The 18,114-nt window shown below is 45.5% G+C and carries 8 protein-coding genes; all 8 read left to right on the top strand.

Features of this window, described 5'->3' with window-relative positions:
- Positions 1-11: 11 nt before the first annotated feature.
- The 8 genes from ACOJRU_RS09270 (at position 12) to ACOJRU_RS09235 (ending at position 18,101) form a co-directional block, all read left to right on the top strand.
- Entirely contained in the window at positions 12-2,828 is a 2,817-nt protein-coding gene (locus ACOJRU_RS09270; RefSeq protein WP_421131473.1) for a TonB-dependent receptor, read from the top strand.
- A gap of 193 nt (positions 2,829-3,021) precedes the next feature.
- The gene (locus tag ACOJRU_RS09265; RefSeq protein ID WP_421131472.1) at positions 3,022-4,545 is read left to right on the top strand and encodes a tryptophan halogenase family protein; all 1,524 of its coding nucleotides are present in this window, start codon (positions 3,022-3,024) and stop codon (positions 4,543-4,545) included.
- Between the two features lie 253 nt (positions 4,546-4,798).
- Positions 4,799-7,852 (top strand): TonB-dependent receptor, encoded by a 3,054-nt coding sequence (locus ACOJRU_RS09260; protein WP_421131471.1) that lies wholly within the window; start codon positions 4,799-4,801, stop codon positions 7,850-7,852.
- 71 nt (positions 7,853-7,923) lie between these two features.
- A complete protein-coding gene (locus ACOJRU_RS09255) occupies positions 7,924-12,255 on the top strand; it encodes an alpha-1,6-glucosidase domain-containing protein (protein WP_421131470.1) in 4,332 nt (1,443 codons plus the stop codon).
- Positions 12,256-12,467: 212 nt separating this feature from the next.
- The gene (locus tag ACOJRU_RS09250) at positions 12,468-13,031 is read left to right on the top strand and encodes an RNA methyltransferase (protein ID WP_421134746.1); all 564 of its coding nucleotides are present in this window, start codon (positions 12,468-12,470) and stop codon (positions 13,029-13,031) included.
- 97 nt (positions 13,032-13,128) lie between these two features.
- Positions 13,129-14,031, top strand: a complete 903-nt coding sequence (locus ACOJRU_RS09245) for a PEP-CTERM/exosortase system-associated acyltransferase (protein ID WP_421131469.1) — start codon at positions 13,129-13,131, stop codon at positions 14,029-14,031.
- Positions 14,032-14,186: 155 nt separating this feature from the next.
- The gene (locus ACOJRU_RS09240; RefSeq protein ID WP_421131468.1) at positions 14,187-16,079 is read left to right on the top strand and encodes an alpha-amylase family glycosyl hydrolase; all 1,893 of its coding nucleotides are present in this window, start codon (positions 14,187-14,189) and stop codon (positions 16,077-16,079) included.
- Positions 16,080-16,199: 120 nt separating this feature from the next.
- The gene (locus ACOJRU_RS09235) at positions 16,200-18,101 is read left to right on the top strand and encodes a glycoside hydrolase family 13 protein (RefSeq protein ID WP_421131467.1); all 1,902 of its coding nucleotides are present in this window, start codon (positions 16,200-16,202) and stop codon (positions 18,099-18,101) included.
- Positions 18,102-18,114: the final 13 nt, after the last annotated feature.

Genomic DNA, 18,114 nt, shown 5'->3' with positions numbered 1-18,114 from the left:
ACACCCGTTTTATGAAACAATTTAAACCCAATCTGATAAAAGCTGCGCTTATTACTGGTGGCGTTGCATTTTCAAATGCGCAGGCATTTGCGCAAGACGCTAACGCTGATGCTATTGATGAAGCCAACTTAGAGGTCATTCAGGTAAGTGGTATTCGCGGAAGCTTACAACGCGCTCAAGCTATAAAGATGGACAATACATCAATTGTTGAAGCGTTATCTGCTGAAGACATCGGTAAGCTACCAGATACAAGTATCGCCGAGTCAATTGCGCGTCTTCCAGGTGTAACGGGTGAGCGTCGAAATGGACGAACAAGTGGTATATCGGTTCGTGGTTTTAACGAAAACTACGTGGGTACATCATTAAACGGTCGTGAACTTTTAGGTATGGGCGATAACCGTGGTGTTGAATTCGATTTATATCCTACAGAGATAATCTCTAATATCTTGGTTTATAAAACACCTGAAGCGGGTATGACCACACAGAATATTGGTGGTTCAATCGACTTACAAACCATTAACCCGTTAACGGCATCAAGTACGTTTACGTTAAATGGCTCATTCGAGAAGAATGCCGAAGATTCTCCTAACCCTGATTTTGATAATAATGGTCACCGCATTTCATTAAACTATGTTGATCAGTTTGCTAACGATACCATTGGCTTGGCACTTACCGTTGCAAGTATGGAGTCACCACGCCAAGAACAACATTTCCGTGGTTGGGGTTATGCTGATGTGAACACGGGCAGCGATCGTCGCGCAACCGATACGGTTGATGTTCCAGCAGGTACAGTTGTACTAGGTGGTACGGATTCATTTCAGCGTTCAGCCATGCTAGAGCGTGATTCATTTGCTGCCGTCGTAGAATGGGCACCAACAGACAAACTTAATGTTCAACTTGACGCGCTTTATATTGATTTCGTCGAGGAAGATACGCGTCGTGGATTAGAAGAAGGCGGTGCAGAGTGGGGGACGGGAGCTTACACCATCACGGGTGTTGAAGATGGTTTAGTGACGTCAGGCTTCACTGATGGATTCCACAGTGTGGTTAGAAACGATGCTCGTCGTCAAGATGCAACGCTTTCGACTGTTGGTATTCACGCTGAATATCAAATCAATGACGAGTGGACGGCAGAGTTTGATTACTCAACCGGTTCAGTTGAAAAAGAAATTATTGATGTTGAGAGTTATTCTGGTGTTGGCCGTGCAGGTATAGATGGTCGTCCACTTTCTGCGCGTAGTTGGGAAATGACATCAACAGGTGCGGTGTATTCAGATCATCCAACAATCGCACCGGTAGATTTGACTGATCCAAGTATTATCCGTCTAGCAGGTCCACAAGCCTGGGGCGCGCCACCACTACTTCAACCAGACGCACAAGATGGTTTTGTGAACCAGCCTACGTTTGATGAAGATCTTGATACGCTTCGCTTTGACCTTAACGGGTTTGTTGAGTGGGGCGTAATTAACGGGGTATCGGCAGGTGTCATTTATTCTGACCGTAGCAAAACTAAAGTAAATAACGGTGCTTATCTTACCGCCCCTAGCTATCCTGGTGATGCGTCAATCCCTGACGTGCTGGGCGTAGTTAATCTTGATTTCATAGGAATAGACGGCATTTTAGCCTACGACTCACTCGGGCTTTACAACAGCGGATACTATACCGTGAGTGATGCACGTTTGGTTCAAAACGACCGCTTAGGTGATAGCTATACCGTTGATGAAGAACTATTAACGTTATACACCAAACTCGATCTTGAGATGGAACTGGGTGATATTTGGATTAGAGGTAATGTTGGCGTTCAAGTGGTTAATGCCGACCAGCAATCTACCGGTTTCTCGACGACCTCTGATGCTGATGGATTTACGGTGGCGGTACCGGTAACCGGCGGTGCCGATTACACTGATGTATTACCGACATTGAATTTGTCTGCCGAAGTTGCTGAAAATCAGTTTGTGCGTTTAGCGTTAGGTAAGGTTATCTCGCGTCCTCGCATGGATGATATGCGTCCTAATACCCAGGCATCGTTTGCGTTTAACGATAATCAGATAGTCAGTACAGACCCTAGAAATGGGCCGTGGGGTGGAAGCGCAGGAAACCCTGAGTTACGTCCTCTTGAATCAAATCAGTTCGATTTGGCGTATGAAAATTACTTCGCTGATACCGGCTATGTTGCCGTGTCTTTCTTCTTTAAAGACATTAAAAACTGGCACCGCGATACGAGTGTAATTACTGATTTTTCTGATATTTACATCCCAGAACTACACCAAGGCTCTGAAGGTCAAACGCCGGGTACGTTCCAAGGTTCAGTGGGCAGTGTGCTAGACGGATTTGAAGGTTTCGTGCGTGGTTATGAACTTCAAGGTTCATTACCAGGTGAACTGCTTCATGACTCACTAGAAGGCTTTGGACTATTCGCTAGCGCGACATTCATGGATGGTAAAGTTGACCCTGCGCCAGGCCAAACGGAAACACGTATTCCAGGACTTTCGGAAGAATCATATAGCATGACATTCTTCTATGAAAATGAAGGGTTTGAATTCCGTGTTGCGGCTACTAAACGCGATCAGTACCTAACAGAAGAGCGCGGTCTGAGCTTGGCATTGGTTGATGCCACTAAACAAGGCGGTACGCTGGTTGATGCGCAAATTGGTTATGACTTTAGCGAGTCTGGTATTGAGTATCTTGAAGGCTTGCGCGTAACCCTTCAAGCGCAGAACTTAACAGATGAAGACGACATTCAAGCATCAAGCACAGATGCACGTCAAATCACTCAGTTCCAGCGTTATGGTACTAACTATTTGCTAGGCTTTAACTACAAGTTCTAAGCCCGTAAGTAATAAGAGAAGCCACTTATCACGCTGCACTGTAATGCAGACTGAAAGTGGCTTTTTTATTTTGTACTTGATACGTTATCACTGTCTATAAAGTATAAGTGACGGGTATGAGCGACATGCCATATCTTTATTTTTGTAGTGAGGTTACCGCTTTACTACAAACTGTTTAATTGATGAGAATACTATGCATATCCCTACTGAAACGCCTATCAAAAGGGTAGTTGTTGCTGGCGGAGGAACCGCAGGGTGGTTAACGGCGGCCTTATTAAAAAAAATGTTAGCGTCCTCGATTGAGATTACCCTTGTAGAGTCAGAATCAATAGGAACTGTTGGCGTGGGTGAGGCTACCATTCCGCCCATTCGACTGGTAAATCAGGTACTTGGAATTGATGAAGCGCAATTTATAAGGGACACCAAAGCAACAGTAAAGCTTGCAATAAGGTTTGAAAACTGGAAGACAAAAGGGGATAGCTACTACCACACCTTCGGCGCCCCGGGTAAGAGCATGGCGTTCTGTCACTTTCATCACTTCTGGCTTAAAGGTAAATCGTTGGGGCATGATGCGAGTTTATGGGATTACGACTTAAACTACCTGGCGGCCAAGGCAGGGAAGTTTGCTCAGATCAATGCAAAAGACCCTGTGTTAGAGCTGCCGTTTGCTTATCATTTTGATGCCACGCTATACGCAAAGTTTTTACGTCGTTTAAGCGAAGAAATGGGCGTTACGCGCGTGGAAGGTACGATTGAGCGTGTTGAGCGCTTTCATGATAGCGGGTACATTAAGTCGTTGAACCTTAATGACAATAGAAAGCTTGAAGCTGACTTATTCATTGACTGTACTGGCTTCAAGGGCCTTCTCATTGAAGAGGCATTAGGGACGGGGTACGACGATTGGTCGCATTTGTTACCATGCGACAGTGCAATAGCGGTTCCATCTGAGCGACACGAAAAAACCTCACCATTTACACGCTCTATTGCCCACGACGCAGGATGGCAATGGCGTATTCCGCTACAGCACCGAAATGGCAATGGACATGTGTTTTCCTCCCGCTACATAAGTAACGAGCAAGCGCATGACACGTTGTTGAATAATTTAGATACTAAGGCGATTGGCGATCCTAAATTAATCAGGTTCACGACGGGACGTCGGCGCAAACAGTGGAATAAAAATGTGGTAGCAGTCGGGCTATCTAGCGGCTTTCTTGAGCCGTTAGAGTCAACAAGTATCCACCTTATTCAGTCAGCAATCGTGAGGTTGATTCAACTTTTCCCACACAATGGTTTCGCTCAGCATTTAGAACAAGAATATAATAAACAGTCTGAATTAGAGTTTGAACAGATACGTGACTTCTTAGTGTTGCATTATGCGATAAACGAGCGTACCGACAGTTCGTTTTTTAATGATATGCGTAATTTGACATTACCTGATTCGTTGCAGCATAAAATAGCGCTATTCAAAGAAACGGGTAGCTTGGTTAGGGAGCAGAACGACTTGTTTTTAGAAAGTTCATGGCTTCAAGTGATGGTTGGTCAAGGGATTATCCCACGTGATTATCACGGTTTAGTCAATAGCATGCCGGATGAAAAGCTTCAGTCAATGTTAACGAATTTGTTAGCGATAAAGCAGGAGCCCATTGCTCAGCTACCCAGCCATGATCAGTACATTTCGGGTATGGTTAATAACGCTAATAAGCGGTTCCCTATGTAAATCAGCATGTTATTTTTAGTTAGTTAAAAAGGGGTTACCTACTGGGTAGCCCTTTTTTGTGCCCATATGTTAATTAAATGTTGATATAAGAAGGCGGCGGCACGTCAAATGTTTCATTTATGTTAATGAATACGTATGCATGCCATTGCTCTGTTTTTATACAAACCTATAGAATTTGTTGTTGAACCATAAGTGACATTTTTGGGTGTGATATTCCTAACTATGTCGATAATAACTAAGGAATGGGACACCAATGAAAACATTCAAACCCAGCTCGATTATGGCTGCGCTTATCACCAGTGGTGTGGCGTTTACTGCCATTCCGCTGTACGCCCAAGAATCATCCGAAACGTCGGTTGAAGACGTTGAGCGCCCTGAAATTGAGGCCGTCGAACGTATTGAAGTGCGTGGCTTTAGTACAAGCCTTATTCAGTCTTTAAACCAAAAACGATTTTCAGATACGGTTTCTGAACAAATATCAGCTGATGACCTTGGGGGCTTACCCGATGTGTCTATGGCTGACGCACTCACGCGCTTACCCGGAATATCTGCTGTGAGAACCGGGGGACAAGCAGCCCAAATTAATATTCGCGGCCTTTCTGGCGATTTCGTTTTCTCTACCTTAAATGGACGGGAGCAAGTGTCAACCAGTGGTAGTCGAGCCATTGAGTTTGATCAATACCCCTCTGAACTAATCAGTGAAGCGGCAGTTTATAAGTCTCCGAAAGCGTCGTTAATAGAAGGCGGGATTGCGGGTACCGTTGAACTTCGCACTGCTAGTCCCTTAGCGATGGACCAACAACATAAGTTCAGTGCGAATGTTCGAGGTATGTACAACGATCGCGCATCAGAAGTTTCTGACGCGACTGAATTTGGACATCGCATTAGCTTCTCGTACCAAGGGAAGTTTATGGATGACACATTAGGGCTATCGTTAGGATATGCGCGATTATTTCAACCCAGTGTTTCAACACAATTTATTGGTTTTGCTTATAACGGCCAAGTGGATGTAGATGGTGTAGAAGGCGATAACGATCGCCCCGGAACCGATTGCCCAGAATGTGAGCTTATTTCAGAAGGTTTTGAAATGCAGCACAAAGGCGGTGAGGAAACCCGAGATGGCTACATTGCCGCGATAGAGTGGGCACCCATAGACACCTTCACATTGAAAGCGGATGCATTCATTTCTAAGTTTGATTCAGAGGCATTCGCCCGTGGGTTTAGGGTTAAGCTAGGGGGGATTCAAGCAGGCATCACTAACCCTGTCGTGGTTAATAACAGTGTGATTGGCGGTACTTTTTCTCGTACCGATACGAGCTTTACTCGCGTTGAACTCGTCAACGATGATAACCAAGACTTCGACAGCGTAGAAAACTTTGGTGTCAACGCTAATTGGGAAATATCAGAAGACTTTGTGGTGCAGTTCGATGTGTCGCGCTCAAGCGCGCAAAGCGATTTTCGAAACGGCTTGCTGTGGTCATTAGTCGGTGAAGATGCCAATGCCACCAGCCCTGTCTTTGATGAAAATGTACAAATATCATATTTACTTAACGGGCAGAACTTACCTGATTTAGCGTTTAATCAAAATGATGCGTTTACTGATTTAGACCGTGTCATGGTAAGTAAGTATGGTATTTATCCCTTTGAAAATAAAGACGAACTAGACGCATACCGCGTTGATTTTCAATATTATGTCGACGTTCCTATTATTACTGGCTTTGAGTTTGGTTATCGCTATTCTGACCGTGAATATTCGAATGATCGTTCTGTGTTTGAGTATGGAAACGACGGTGCATTCTCCGTCAGTGAACCACCACTAAAACTGACCGACGATATGGTAGAAGAGGTTAACTGGTCGGGCGCTTTCGGCTACTTTCCAAGCTACTTATCTGTTGACTTAAACAAAGCACTTGATGCGTGGTTTCCGAATGGCCGCCCACAGCCAGCACAAACATGGGGGCCTGGTGCAGCTGGGGTTATCAATGGGCCTGGCACCGGTCCGGCTACGGCATGGACACTGCAAGAAAGCGGCGATGTATTTGAAACGGTCAATTCTGCTTATTTGATGGCAAATATTAATACTGAGATAGGCGACTTACCGGTTACTGGTAATGTCGGTGTTCGTTATATCAAAACTAAGCAGAGTTCTACTACACTGAACCGTGCCACGCGCATCGTTACCGACCCAACTACTGGCGCACAGGTTGAAGTAAGCGACCCTACACTCGGCGCACAAAACATCACCGACGAAGTCGGGTTAATCAATAACTTCTACAGCCCGGCGATTGTTAGCCATGAATATAGTGATGTACTCCCATCGATCAACCTTAACTTTAAGCTAACCGATGATATGCAGCTGCGTGTTGCCGCGGCAAAAGTAATGGGACGCGCCCCCATCAATCGATTTGCGGCTAATGCGTCTACAACCATTGAAACTGTCACCGCATTTCAAGACCGGGACTCGGGCGAGGTCACACTTTCACAGCCTACTGCACGGGTAAATGGCAGCGCGAGAAATAGTCCTTATTTAGAGCCTTTCTATGCAACGCAATATGATGTGTCGTGGGAGTATTATTTCAGTGAAAGCGAAGGGGCATTTGTGGTCGCAGGTTTCTACAAAAACATTGACTCATTCGTTGAAGATATAGAAATCGAACCGTATAACTTTGCAGCAAATGGCATTGTTGTGCCTGACTCTGTGCAGGTTCCTGTTTTCTTAACGCCAGAATTTGCCGGGCAAGAAGCCGAGTTAGCCACTGACGAAAATGGCAATCCCGTATTTGTTACCGTACCCACTGAAAATGGCAGTTACAGCACGGCGGTAAATAACGCTGAAGGCGGGTACATTCGTGGTCTTGAAGTTGCGTATACACAAATTTACAGCATGTTACCGGGTTGGTGGTCAGGCTTAGGGGTAAGCGCAAGTTACTCGTTCACCGAAAGTGAGATTCAACGCACACTGGGTAACGATATTTACGCTGCCGACCTTCCAGGTCTTAGTGAGAATGTCGCGACGCTTACGGTATTTTGGGAACATGAAGGTTTTGAAACACGATTGTCTAGCCGCTACCGAGATGCGTTTGTATCGCAACAAGTTGCTGTGAATGAACAAGTAACAAACTTTGATTCCGAACTTGTCGTCGACTATCAGGCTTCTTATGCAATTGATGATAATTGGAGCGTTCTGTTTCAGGTGAATAATCTTACTGATGAGCCCACCAAAAGCTATTTTTCTTCACCTGAGCAAACCGGAACTATTCAATTTTTCGGCACGCAATACTACCTAGGGATGACATATCAATTATGAAAAATATCATCTCACTACCTTTATTTTCGAGTGTAAAACCTACTTCAAAACAATGCGTTCAGGAGAACACGATGTTACATGGACATAGAACTTGGCGATTGGCCTTACCGCTTATTGGTGCGTTTGTTATTGCCGGATGTGGCGGCTCAGACGTTGAGTCTGGAGCAAATGATTTACTGACTTGCGACGTACCTAATGTACCCGATGCATCGGGCACAAGTTGTGTACCTCCACCGCCTATTCAATGCGACGCGCCTACCGTACCAAATGAAACGAATGATGCCTGTGTTGTAGGTGCAAATCCCGATTTGCCATTGCCTGATTTCTTTCCATCAGGTTCACAAGCCGTCCTATATTATAACCGCGCTGCGGTCGATGCAGATAACACGTCAAACGACCCGGCCTACGAAGGCTGGCGTTTGCACACATGGAATAATGACAGCTGTGATGCCTATGCTGACGCCGATACAGACTGGGCAAATGGTCGCCAGCATACCGGTATCGACCCTAACTACGGGGCGTATTGGGTACTAGAGCTCAAAGAAGGCTTTGGAACCTGTCACAACTTTATTATTCACAAAGGTACTGATGACGCTGGAAAAGAACTTGGAGGAGGGGATTTTCAAGCGTCGTTAATTCAGGATGATGCAACCTTCGCACGCATGAACTTCACGCTTTCAGGTGAACCCACGCTATTTGAATACCCCATTATGTCACTCGGTCCTCAGCCGGTAGATATTGAAGGCTTTGGTGCCCACTGGGTAGACATCAATACGATTTTATGGGACGCGCCTGAAGAGGCCGCTGTAGTGAAAATGCATTATGCCATTGATGCATCGTTAGAGAGTACGCTAGAGGCGGGCATAAACGGGACCGCGGTCGAATTAATGTCTTCGGCGTTAACCGAAGAACAAACTGCGCGCGTGCCGCATCTATCGTCATTTCAAGCATGGGAAGGCACATGGAGTGCTGAAGATGCGAAAGCGGTGATCACCGGTCAAGCGGTTATCGGAGCATATGACAGTGACGGAATGCTTATAGCGGCGACAGGCATACAACTACCAAACGTCATTGATGCGTTGTATACGTTAGGTGAGGACGACGCTGACGAGGCTCAGTTAGGTGGCGTGTATAGTGATGCGGGCATTACTGCAGCACTATGGGCGCCGACAGCACAGCGTGTCAATTTAATGCTTTATAACGATAATAAAACGTTATCAGAGCGCATTGCAATGACACGGGATGATGCGTCTGGGGTATGGCAGTATAGCGGTGACACGTCTTTAGACAGACAATTGTATCGATACGAAGTGACGGTATACCATCCAATAACGGGGGCGATTGAAACCTTACTGGTCACCGACCCATACTCTGTTAGCTTGAGCACAAATGGGCGTTTTTCACGGTTTGTGAATCTTGCCGATGAAGACTTAAAGCCACAAGGATGGGAAGGACATAGCATACCGACTATCGACAACCCAGAGGATGCCGTTATTTATGAGGGACATATTCGTGACTTTAGCGTTCGTGATATGTCTACAAGTGAAGCCAACAGAGGTAAGTACTTAGCCTTTACCGAAGAAGGTACCGCACCCGTAGAACACCTACAAAAGTTGGTTGATGCGGGCTTAAATTACTTCCACATTTTGCCGGCAAATGATATTGCAACCATTGATGAAAGTAATGCTAATACCGTTGATCTGTATGACACGGTCGCCGATTTATGTCGACTAAACAGTGATGCAGCGGTGTGCGAAGAAGCATCGCCTTCAGCAATACTTATCGACGTTTACAATAGCTACGACCCGCTTGCGCAAGCAGCAAAAGCACAGCAACTGACTAATGATTTACGCGGTGTTGATACCTTTAACTGGGGTTATGATCCTCATCACTTTACTGCGCCAGAAGGAAGTTACGCGTCAAATGCCGAAGGTGTTGAACGTATTATCGAAATGAGAGCGATGATCCAGTCACTTCATGAAATGGGCCTACGTGTGGCGCTTGACGTGGTCTATAACCACACTAATGCGTCAGGCGTTTTTCCAAAGTCGGTGCTAGACAAAGTGGTGCCTGGGTACTATCACAGGTACGAGGTAGATTCGGGAAGTATTGTTCGCGAAACGTGTTGCGATGATACTGAACCGCGTAATGTGATGATGGAAAAACTGATGCACGATTCACTACTCGTGTGGACCGAGCATTATAAGTATGACGCGTTCCGTTTTGATATTATGAGCCAGGCCACGGTAGACACTATGGTACGTCTTCGTGATGCGGTACAGGAAATCGATCAAGACAATTACTTCTATGGTGAAGGCTGGACGAAAATAGATCGAGGGTATCAGCAGGCCAATCAATTAAACATGGCGGGCACGCAAATTGGTACTTACAACGATAGAATTCGAGAAGCTATCCGCCAGGGCAATATATTTTCTCCAGACTCTGACGCGCTGTTAAGTGACCAAGACCGTGTGAAAATGGGGATGACCGGGACGTTAAAAGACTACATTTTGGAAACGTCAGCTGGTTCTGCCGGCGCCACTAGTAATTTAGGCGGTTATGCTGATGATCCCGCGGATATCATAAACTATGTGTCAAAGCATGATAACGAGACGTTGTGGGACCAGCTAAATTATACCCTTCCTCATGATATAACGTTGCAGCAACGTGTGCGCGCACAGAACGTGGCGATGGGCATTAATTTGGTATCGCAAGGTATCCCATTTTTGCAAATGGGTGGCGATATGCTTCGTTCGAAATCTATGGATAGAAATACCTATGACTCTGGGGACTGGTTTAACTTTGTTGATTTTACTTATGAGACCAATAACTGGAATGTAGGATTGCCGCTGGCGCAAGATAATGAGTCACGATGGGCGGAAATGGGTGAGTTCATTTACAACCCCGATCGCGCAGCATCAATGGCTGATATCATGTTTGCGTCAGATGTATTTTCAGAATTATTGTCAATTCGCACATCTAGCCCGCTATTTAGGTTAACTAGCGCACAGGACATTATCGACAGAATTGGATTTCACAATATTGGCGCGCGTCAGCAAAAAGGGCTCATTGCAATGAGCATTGACGACGGTATGGTTCAAGATGGTGAAGGTGCTCGCGCTGACCTGGACATGATGCATGATGCCATCATGGTATTGGTAAATACAGGGTATGAGGAAAAGTCGATTGCTGTAAACACCGCGACAGGGTTTTCGCTGCATCCAACACAAATGAACTCGGTAGACAGTGACGTTCGCGGTGCCTATTTTGTGGAAGGCGAAGATGGAAGCGGCTCGTTTACGGTTCCTGCGTTAACTATTGCAGTATTCGTTAAGCCCCAGTCGGGTGCCCAAGGATACGGATTGGCTGCATACGCGACATCGGGCGCGCCAGATGTTGTGCCATACGGTGATACAATACCGTACCTACGTGGTGATATGAATGGATGGAGTACTGACGATGCTTTCACCTATCAAGGTAATGGCGTTTATACTGTAACGGCCGCACTTGATGCTGACACCACCTATGGGTTTAAGTTTGCTTCAGAAGATTGGTCGACCGTAAACTTTGGTGCAGCGGATGGAGACGACGGTGTCATGCTTGAAGGCGTTGATAAAACGCTTGCGCGCACAAACACCAATCTTTCATTTACGCCTACTGTTTCGGCAACGTATTTGTTTACGATTGATGCAAGTGATGCTGAAGCGCCAGTCATTACGGTAGAAAACGAAGAACCATTCGTCGGCACCACGGTATTCGTTCGCGGCGCGTTTAACGATTGGGGAACCAGCGACGCATTCAGCTATCAAGGTGGCAGAATATACACCTTCGCTCGAGATATCACAGCAGGGTCGTACGAGTTCAAGGTGGCCTCAGAAGACTGGTCTACAGTTAATTTCGGCGCAGTGACAAATAGTGATGAAGATCGCATCGTCACACCTAATAGTACGGTAGCCCTCGCGGCGACGAACGATAATCTAGTATTAAATATTGATTCGTCAGATCGGTATGTCTTTGTCTTCGACATGTCTGATAAAACCATGCCTACGCTTTCGGTATATAAGGAAGCCTTTTTTGGCGACAATGAGGTATTCATTCGTGGTGGCATGAACGGATGGGGTGCGGTTGACCTATTTAACTATCAAGGTGATGGCATCTATACCGTCGACATTGAGTTAAGCGCAGGGTCGGTCGAGTTTAAAGTTGCCTCTGAAGATTGGTCGACGGTCAACCTTGGTAATCCGAACGATGCGGCGTCTAACGTTGTTAGTGTTGGTACTGGGAAGACTTTGGGCGCCAGCAATAACAACCTGATGTTAGAGGTTGAGAACGCAGGATTGTATGAGTTCATGGTAACAGGGCCTAACGGTGTAAACCCTACATTAACGGTGACGGCGAAATAATGTCGAGAGTTACCCAAGTGTGTTGTGAAACCAACATGTAGTAAGGGCTTCGCCTATAAAAAACCGCAGACATTTCTGCGGTTTTTTATTATTGAGATAACGGGCGGTGAACGTGCTGACGTAACGCCCCCTTTTAAAGTGTTTCACCCATGTAACGGCCTTGAACCATGCCGCTATCCCACCTAATTGATGCTAGCCTCGCCGTGCAAATAGTGGCATTATCGCGCTCTATCACTCTTAATTCGCAAGGCACAACGCATTTGGAACAGCATCACTTTCCTAAACAACAGGTTAGCATTGGATTAGTTAACCCTAAAAACCCTACAAACGTAGCGTCAATACTAAGGGCTGCAGGCTGTTATGGTGTTGCTAGCGTCTTCTATACGGGAGAGCGTTTTAGGCATGCTAAGAAGTTTCATGCGGATACTAAAGGGTTTCATAAAGTCATCCCCACCGTGGGCGTTGATAGTTTAAAAGAGGTGGTTCCCAAAGGCGCTAAAACGGTTGCTATAGAGCTGGTGGAGGGTGCGATCCCGCTTCCTGAGTTCGTACATCCAGAAAACGCATTTTACGTATTTGGGCCAGAAGATGGCAGTGTCGGCGCGAGTGAACTTTCATGGTGCGATCATGTCGTATACATTCCTACTTATTCATGCATGAATTTAGCCGCTACCGCTAACGTTGTATTGTATGATAGATTAGCGAAATCAGAGTACACCGCAGGCGATGCATTAATACGACAAAGCCGCGATACCAATAATAAAAATAAGTTATAAAAAAATCCGTGTTGCTATAACACCCTTCAAGGGCGTCTCTAAGACCTGGAAAATAGACCCACGTAATCCATACAATTAATATTCGTACATGGGGGCTATGCGTGTGAACCGCATTACCAATGAAACGTTAGATAGGATGTTGCCACTGGCACATCACGTTGCAAATAGTGACGTAGCGCATGCGTTTGGTGAAGAACTAAGTGTCGATAAAGCAATTTCACAGTTCTTTTTTAGTCGTTACGCGCTGGTGATCGCTAAAACAAACAAAGAAAAAGAGATGAGCTTTCGCACTCGTCACCACGTTTATTGTGAAGAGATGCAATTTGAGGAGACCAATACTGAACGGCAAGAAGTTGATCAGTACGACGAGTTCTCAGTAAATTGTTACATTAAGCATCTTCCTACGGGCAAGTGTGCGGGAACAATACGTCTTGTGCTTCCTAACAACGTTAAGCAGTCGTTACCTTTAGATCAGTTTTTACCCGATGAACACGAGGTAAAATCGGCAACGTCGTGTAATCGTAAAGTGCGAACTATTTGTGAAATATCGCGCCTGGCTATTCCAAAAGAGTTTAGGTTACGCCAGCTTAAGTCAAATATTGTGGCGCCGGAAAAGCTAGCAGACAGTCCGTACTCGGCCACTGACTTTAATTTAAACCATTTTCCTTATTTATCTATTGCCTTATATTTCATGATTGCCAGTATTGGCATAAAAGAAAATGTAAAGCATGCTTACGTGCTTATGGAGCCTAAATTGGCTAGGCGCCTTAAAATGTTCGGTATTAATTTTGAGCAGGTTGGAGAGGCAATAAACCACAACGGGTTACGTGCGCCTTATCGCATCGCGCCGAGTGTTTTAGTAGACAATTTGATTGCGCCGTTGAAAGACTTTCAACAGTCTGTCGATAATGCAATAAAACCCATGCTCGATGATATTAGAAGTGAATCGAACAGCAGTGTAGATGAGGTTAGCATGGGTGGTGTCGCAACGGCTGCTTAAGTTTCAATAATGCGGCATTAGATAGCGAGTCGCGTTAGTGTAATGTGAAACGCAGTGCTCAGTGCGGCTGTAAAAAGTGCTGAATACGTATGCATTTGTTTTAACATTACATTAACGCAACGTATCCTATTACAAACTACGGTTATAGGATTATCATGCACATTCAACATCGATCATTTTCTTCTCGCCTTAAAATAGGTTTAGGGCTATCGGCAGCTATCGCGTCTTGCGTATTGATAGGATGCACAAATAATCAGTCACAAGCGCTCAGTAATAGTGTTTCCTCTACACACGAGAAAGCAATGCAGCAAAAGCCTGTCATATATCAAGTCTTCACGCGTCTTTACGGTAATAAAAACACGACGAACAAGCCGTGGGGCACCATTGATGAAAACGGTGTCGGAAAGTTCTCTGACTTTACCCCCGATGCGTTAGCAAGTATTAAAGCTTTAGGTGTTAGTCATATCTGGTATACCGGTGTGCCACATCATGCTGTAGTAGGCGATTATACAAGTTACGGTATATCGATGGACGACCCCGACGTTGTTAAGGGGCGGGCCGGCTCACCCTATGCCGTTAAGGATTATTATAATGTTAATCCTGATTTGGCGAATGACCCTGCAACGAGACTACAAGAATTTGATGCGCTTATCGCTCGAACGCATCAGCAGGGCATGAAAGTTATCATCGATATCGTGCCAAATCATGTTGCGCGGCACTATGTCTCAAAAAGCGCGCCTGATGGCGTGAGTGATTTTGGTGCAAATGACAATACTGCACTTACTTACGCGCGCGATAATAACTTTTACTATGTTGAGGGCGAAGCTTTTGTTGTGCCATCAGATAGCAATTATAAAGTGCTGGGCGGTGAGTCACATCCTATGGCTGACGGTGTCTTTGATGAATACCCTGCAAAATGGACAGGTAATGGTGCCCGCAAAGCTCAACCTGATATTAATGATTGGTACGAAACCGTAAAAATAAATTATGGTGTTAAGCCTGACGGCAGTTTTGATTTTCCTCAGTTACCTGACCACTACGCAGATAAACCATTCGATGAACACGCCCTATTTTGGCAGGATAAAACACTCCCTGATTCTTGGTATAAGTTTAGAGATATCGCACTTTATTGGTTAGATAGAGGCGTAGACGGTTTTAGGTATGACATGGCCGAGATGGTTCCTGTCGAATTCTGGTCATTTCTTAACAGCGAAATAAAACAAAGAAACCCGGACGCACTATTGCTCGCCGAAGTCTATCAACCCTCAAAATACAGAGAATACATCCACAAAGGAAAGATGGATTATCTGTACGACAAGGTTGGCTTTTACGACACGTTAAAAACGATCATGCAAGGGCAGGGGAACGTTAGCGAACTTGTCGATATTCATAATAGCGTTGCTGATATCGCACCGCATATGCTGCACTTTTTAGAAAATCATGATGAACAACGTATCGCGAGCCCAGATTTTGCGGGCAGCGCAGAAAAAGGTAAACCTGCCTTGGCAGTCAGTGCATTAATAAGTGCATCTCCAACATTGCTTTATTTTGGACAAGATGTAGGCGAGGACGGCAGCGAAAACATGGGGTTCGGTCGAGCGACACGCACGACAATCTTCGATTATGCTGGGGTTCCTGCACATCAACGCTTCATGAACGGCGGCAAGTTTGATGGGGGTGCGTTGTTTCCGGCTGAAAAATCACTACGCGAATTTTATGAAAATATCATGGCTATTGCTTCGACGCATCCTGCTGTACGCGGACGCTATATTAGTCTACATGCGTTGAATGGGCATACCGAGAACTATACACAGCAGCAGTTTGCATTTGTACGCGTTAACGATGAAGATCGTATTTTAGTTGTTGCAAACTTTAGCGAGTCGCCCACTGGTACATTCTCGTTATCACTGCCTGCAAGCTTGATAAATGATCTTGATGCGTCTTCTATGATGCCATTGCTTCCACACTCGAATGCGACGATAGATAAGGCTAATAACGCGATTTCATTGTCACTTGAGGGCTTAGAAACCAAAGTGTTTTCGTTTTAATTCGGTGCGTTGGATTGGCGTGTAAGTAACGGTGTATTGTGAATACGTATGCATAATATTGGCTGCACATCGTTACGCAGGTACTATCCACAGTTAACGAATAATTAACATGGAGTGAACATGCGAAGCATTTCAACGCGCCAAGGGCTGGTCGCCTTAGCGGCAATGTGTATGGTTGCTGTGTCTACTATTGTTCGGGCAGACGAGCAAGATTTAAAGGTGTATCCGCCACATTGGTGGGCCGGCATGGCATCTCCTGCGCTTGAGCTTATGTTGCATGGTGAGGATATTGCAGATTCGCGTGTCACCACAGATAGTGTGGGGGTTACTATTGACGATGTTACTCGTCTAGACAGCAACAACTATCTCTTTGTTTCGCTAAACCTCGCTAATGCAAAAGACCAAACACTATCGCTCAGGCTTCTTGATAAAAAAGGCACTGTGCGGGTGGTGCCATATTCACTTCACGCGCGGCGCAAGCATTCATCACAACGGGAAGGGTTTAGCGGTAAAGACGCTATTTATTTGATTGCACCTGACCGATTTGCTAATGGCGAGGTGAACAACGATGAAGTAGCGGGCTACCGTGAAGGCGTTACGCGTGATAAAGCCGGTGGGCGTCACGGCGGTGATATTCAAGGGATCATGAATAACCTCAGCTACGTCTCTTCACTCGGGTTCACGCAGGTTTGGACAATGCCACTGCTTGAGAATGCTATGGAAGATTATAGTTATCATGGATATAGCATTACAGACTTTTACAACATAGACCCTCGATTTGGCACCAATGCCCTGTTTAAAGAAATGAGCAGTGAAGCGCGTGAACAAGGGATAGGGATTATTATGGATATGGTGCTTAACCATATTGGAAGTAGCCATATATGGTTGAGCGATGCACCGTCAAGTGACTGGATAAATAACAACGGCCGTTTTGTAGGTACAACCCACAAGCGTGAGTCACTTCATGATCCCCACGGTGTCGATGCCGACAAGAAGGCATTTAGTAACGGGTGGTTTGTGCCAACCATGCCGGACTTAAACCAACGAAATCCGCATCTGGCAAATTATTTGATTCAACAGGCTATCTGGTGGGTGGAATACGCTGATCTAAGCGGTATTCGCGTCGACACTTACTCGTATTCTGATAAAGCGTTTTTATCGGCATGGACACAGCGTCTCATGGCTGAATATCCTCGCTTAAATATTGTTGGAGAAGAATGGTCTGTTAACCCTGCTATTACTGCGTATTGGCAACGCGGAAGCTATCGCCGAGATGGGTACGAGAGCGCATTACCCAGTGTAATGGATTTTCCATTACAACAGGCTGTTATTGAGGCGATAAATAGCAAAGAAAGCTGGAGTTCTGGCCTGACCCGTATTTATGAAACGTTGGCTACCGACTTTCTCTACGGTAACGCCAATGATCTTGTCGTGTTTGCTGACAACCATGATATGCGCCGCGTGTTCACTCAAGTGGATGGGGATTTACGCCATTGGAATATGGCCATGACGTTTTTCCTCACCACGCGTGGTATACCGCAAGTATTCTATGGTAGTGAAATACTGATGGATAATGGTACGTCAGACGATCATGGTATCATCCGTGCAGATTTTCCCGGAGGATGGCCGGATGACAAGATAAACGCGTTTACCGGAAAAGGATTAACGGATAGCCAACATTGGGCAACGTCTAGAATAAAAACGCTGCTTCACCTTCGTCGGCAATACCCTGCGTTATTCGAAGGAAACTTAACGCACTATGCGCCTGAAGAAGGCATATATACGTATTTCCGTCACACAGATGACCCTGCGTCGCCCCTTATCATGGTCGTGTTAAATAAACAGTCTAATCAGGGATCGGATACAGAAGACACGCCCGTTGTGTCTTTAGATATAGGGAAGTACGAACGTATGTTGAAGGGCAAAACAACCCTGGTTCGCCTTCGCGACGACAAGCAATTTAGAGTAAACGAAACAATAACACTGTCGCCAATGTCGGCCTCGGTGTTCATTGTAAAATAACGATAAAAACATA

It is taken from the genome of Alteromonas algae (assembly GCF_049117195.1).
In the GTDB taxonomy this organism is placed as follows: domain Bacteria; phylum Pseudomonadota; class Gammaproteobacteria; order Enterobacterales; family Alteromonadaceae; genus Alteromonas.
This window is presented reverse-complemented; position numbering and strand designations above follow the sequence as displayed.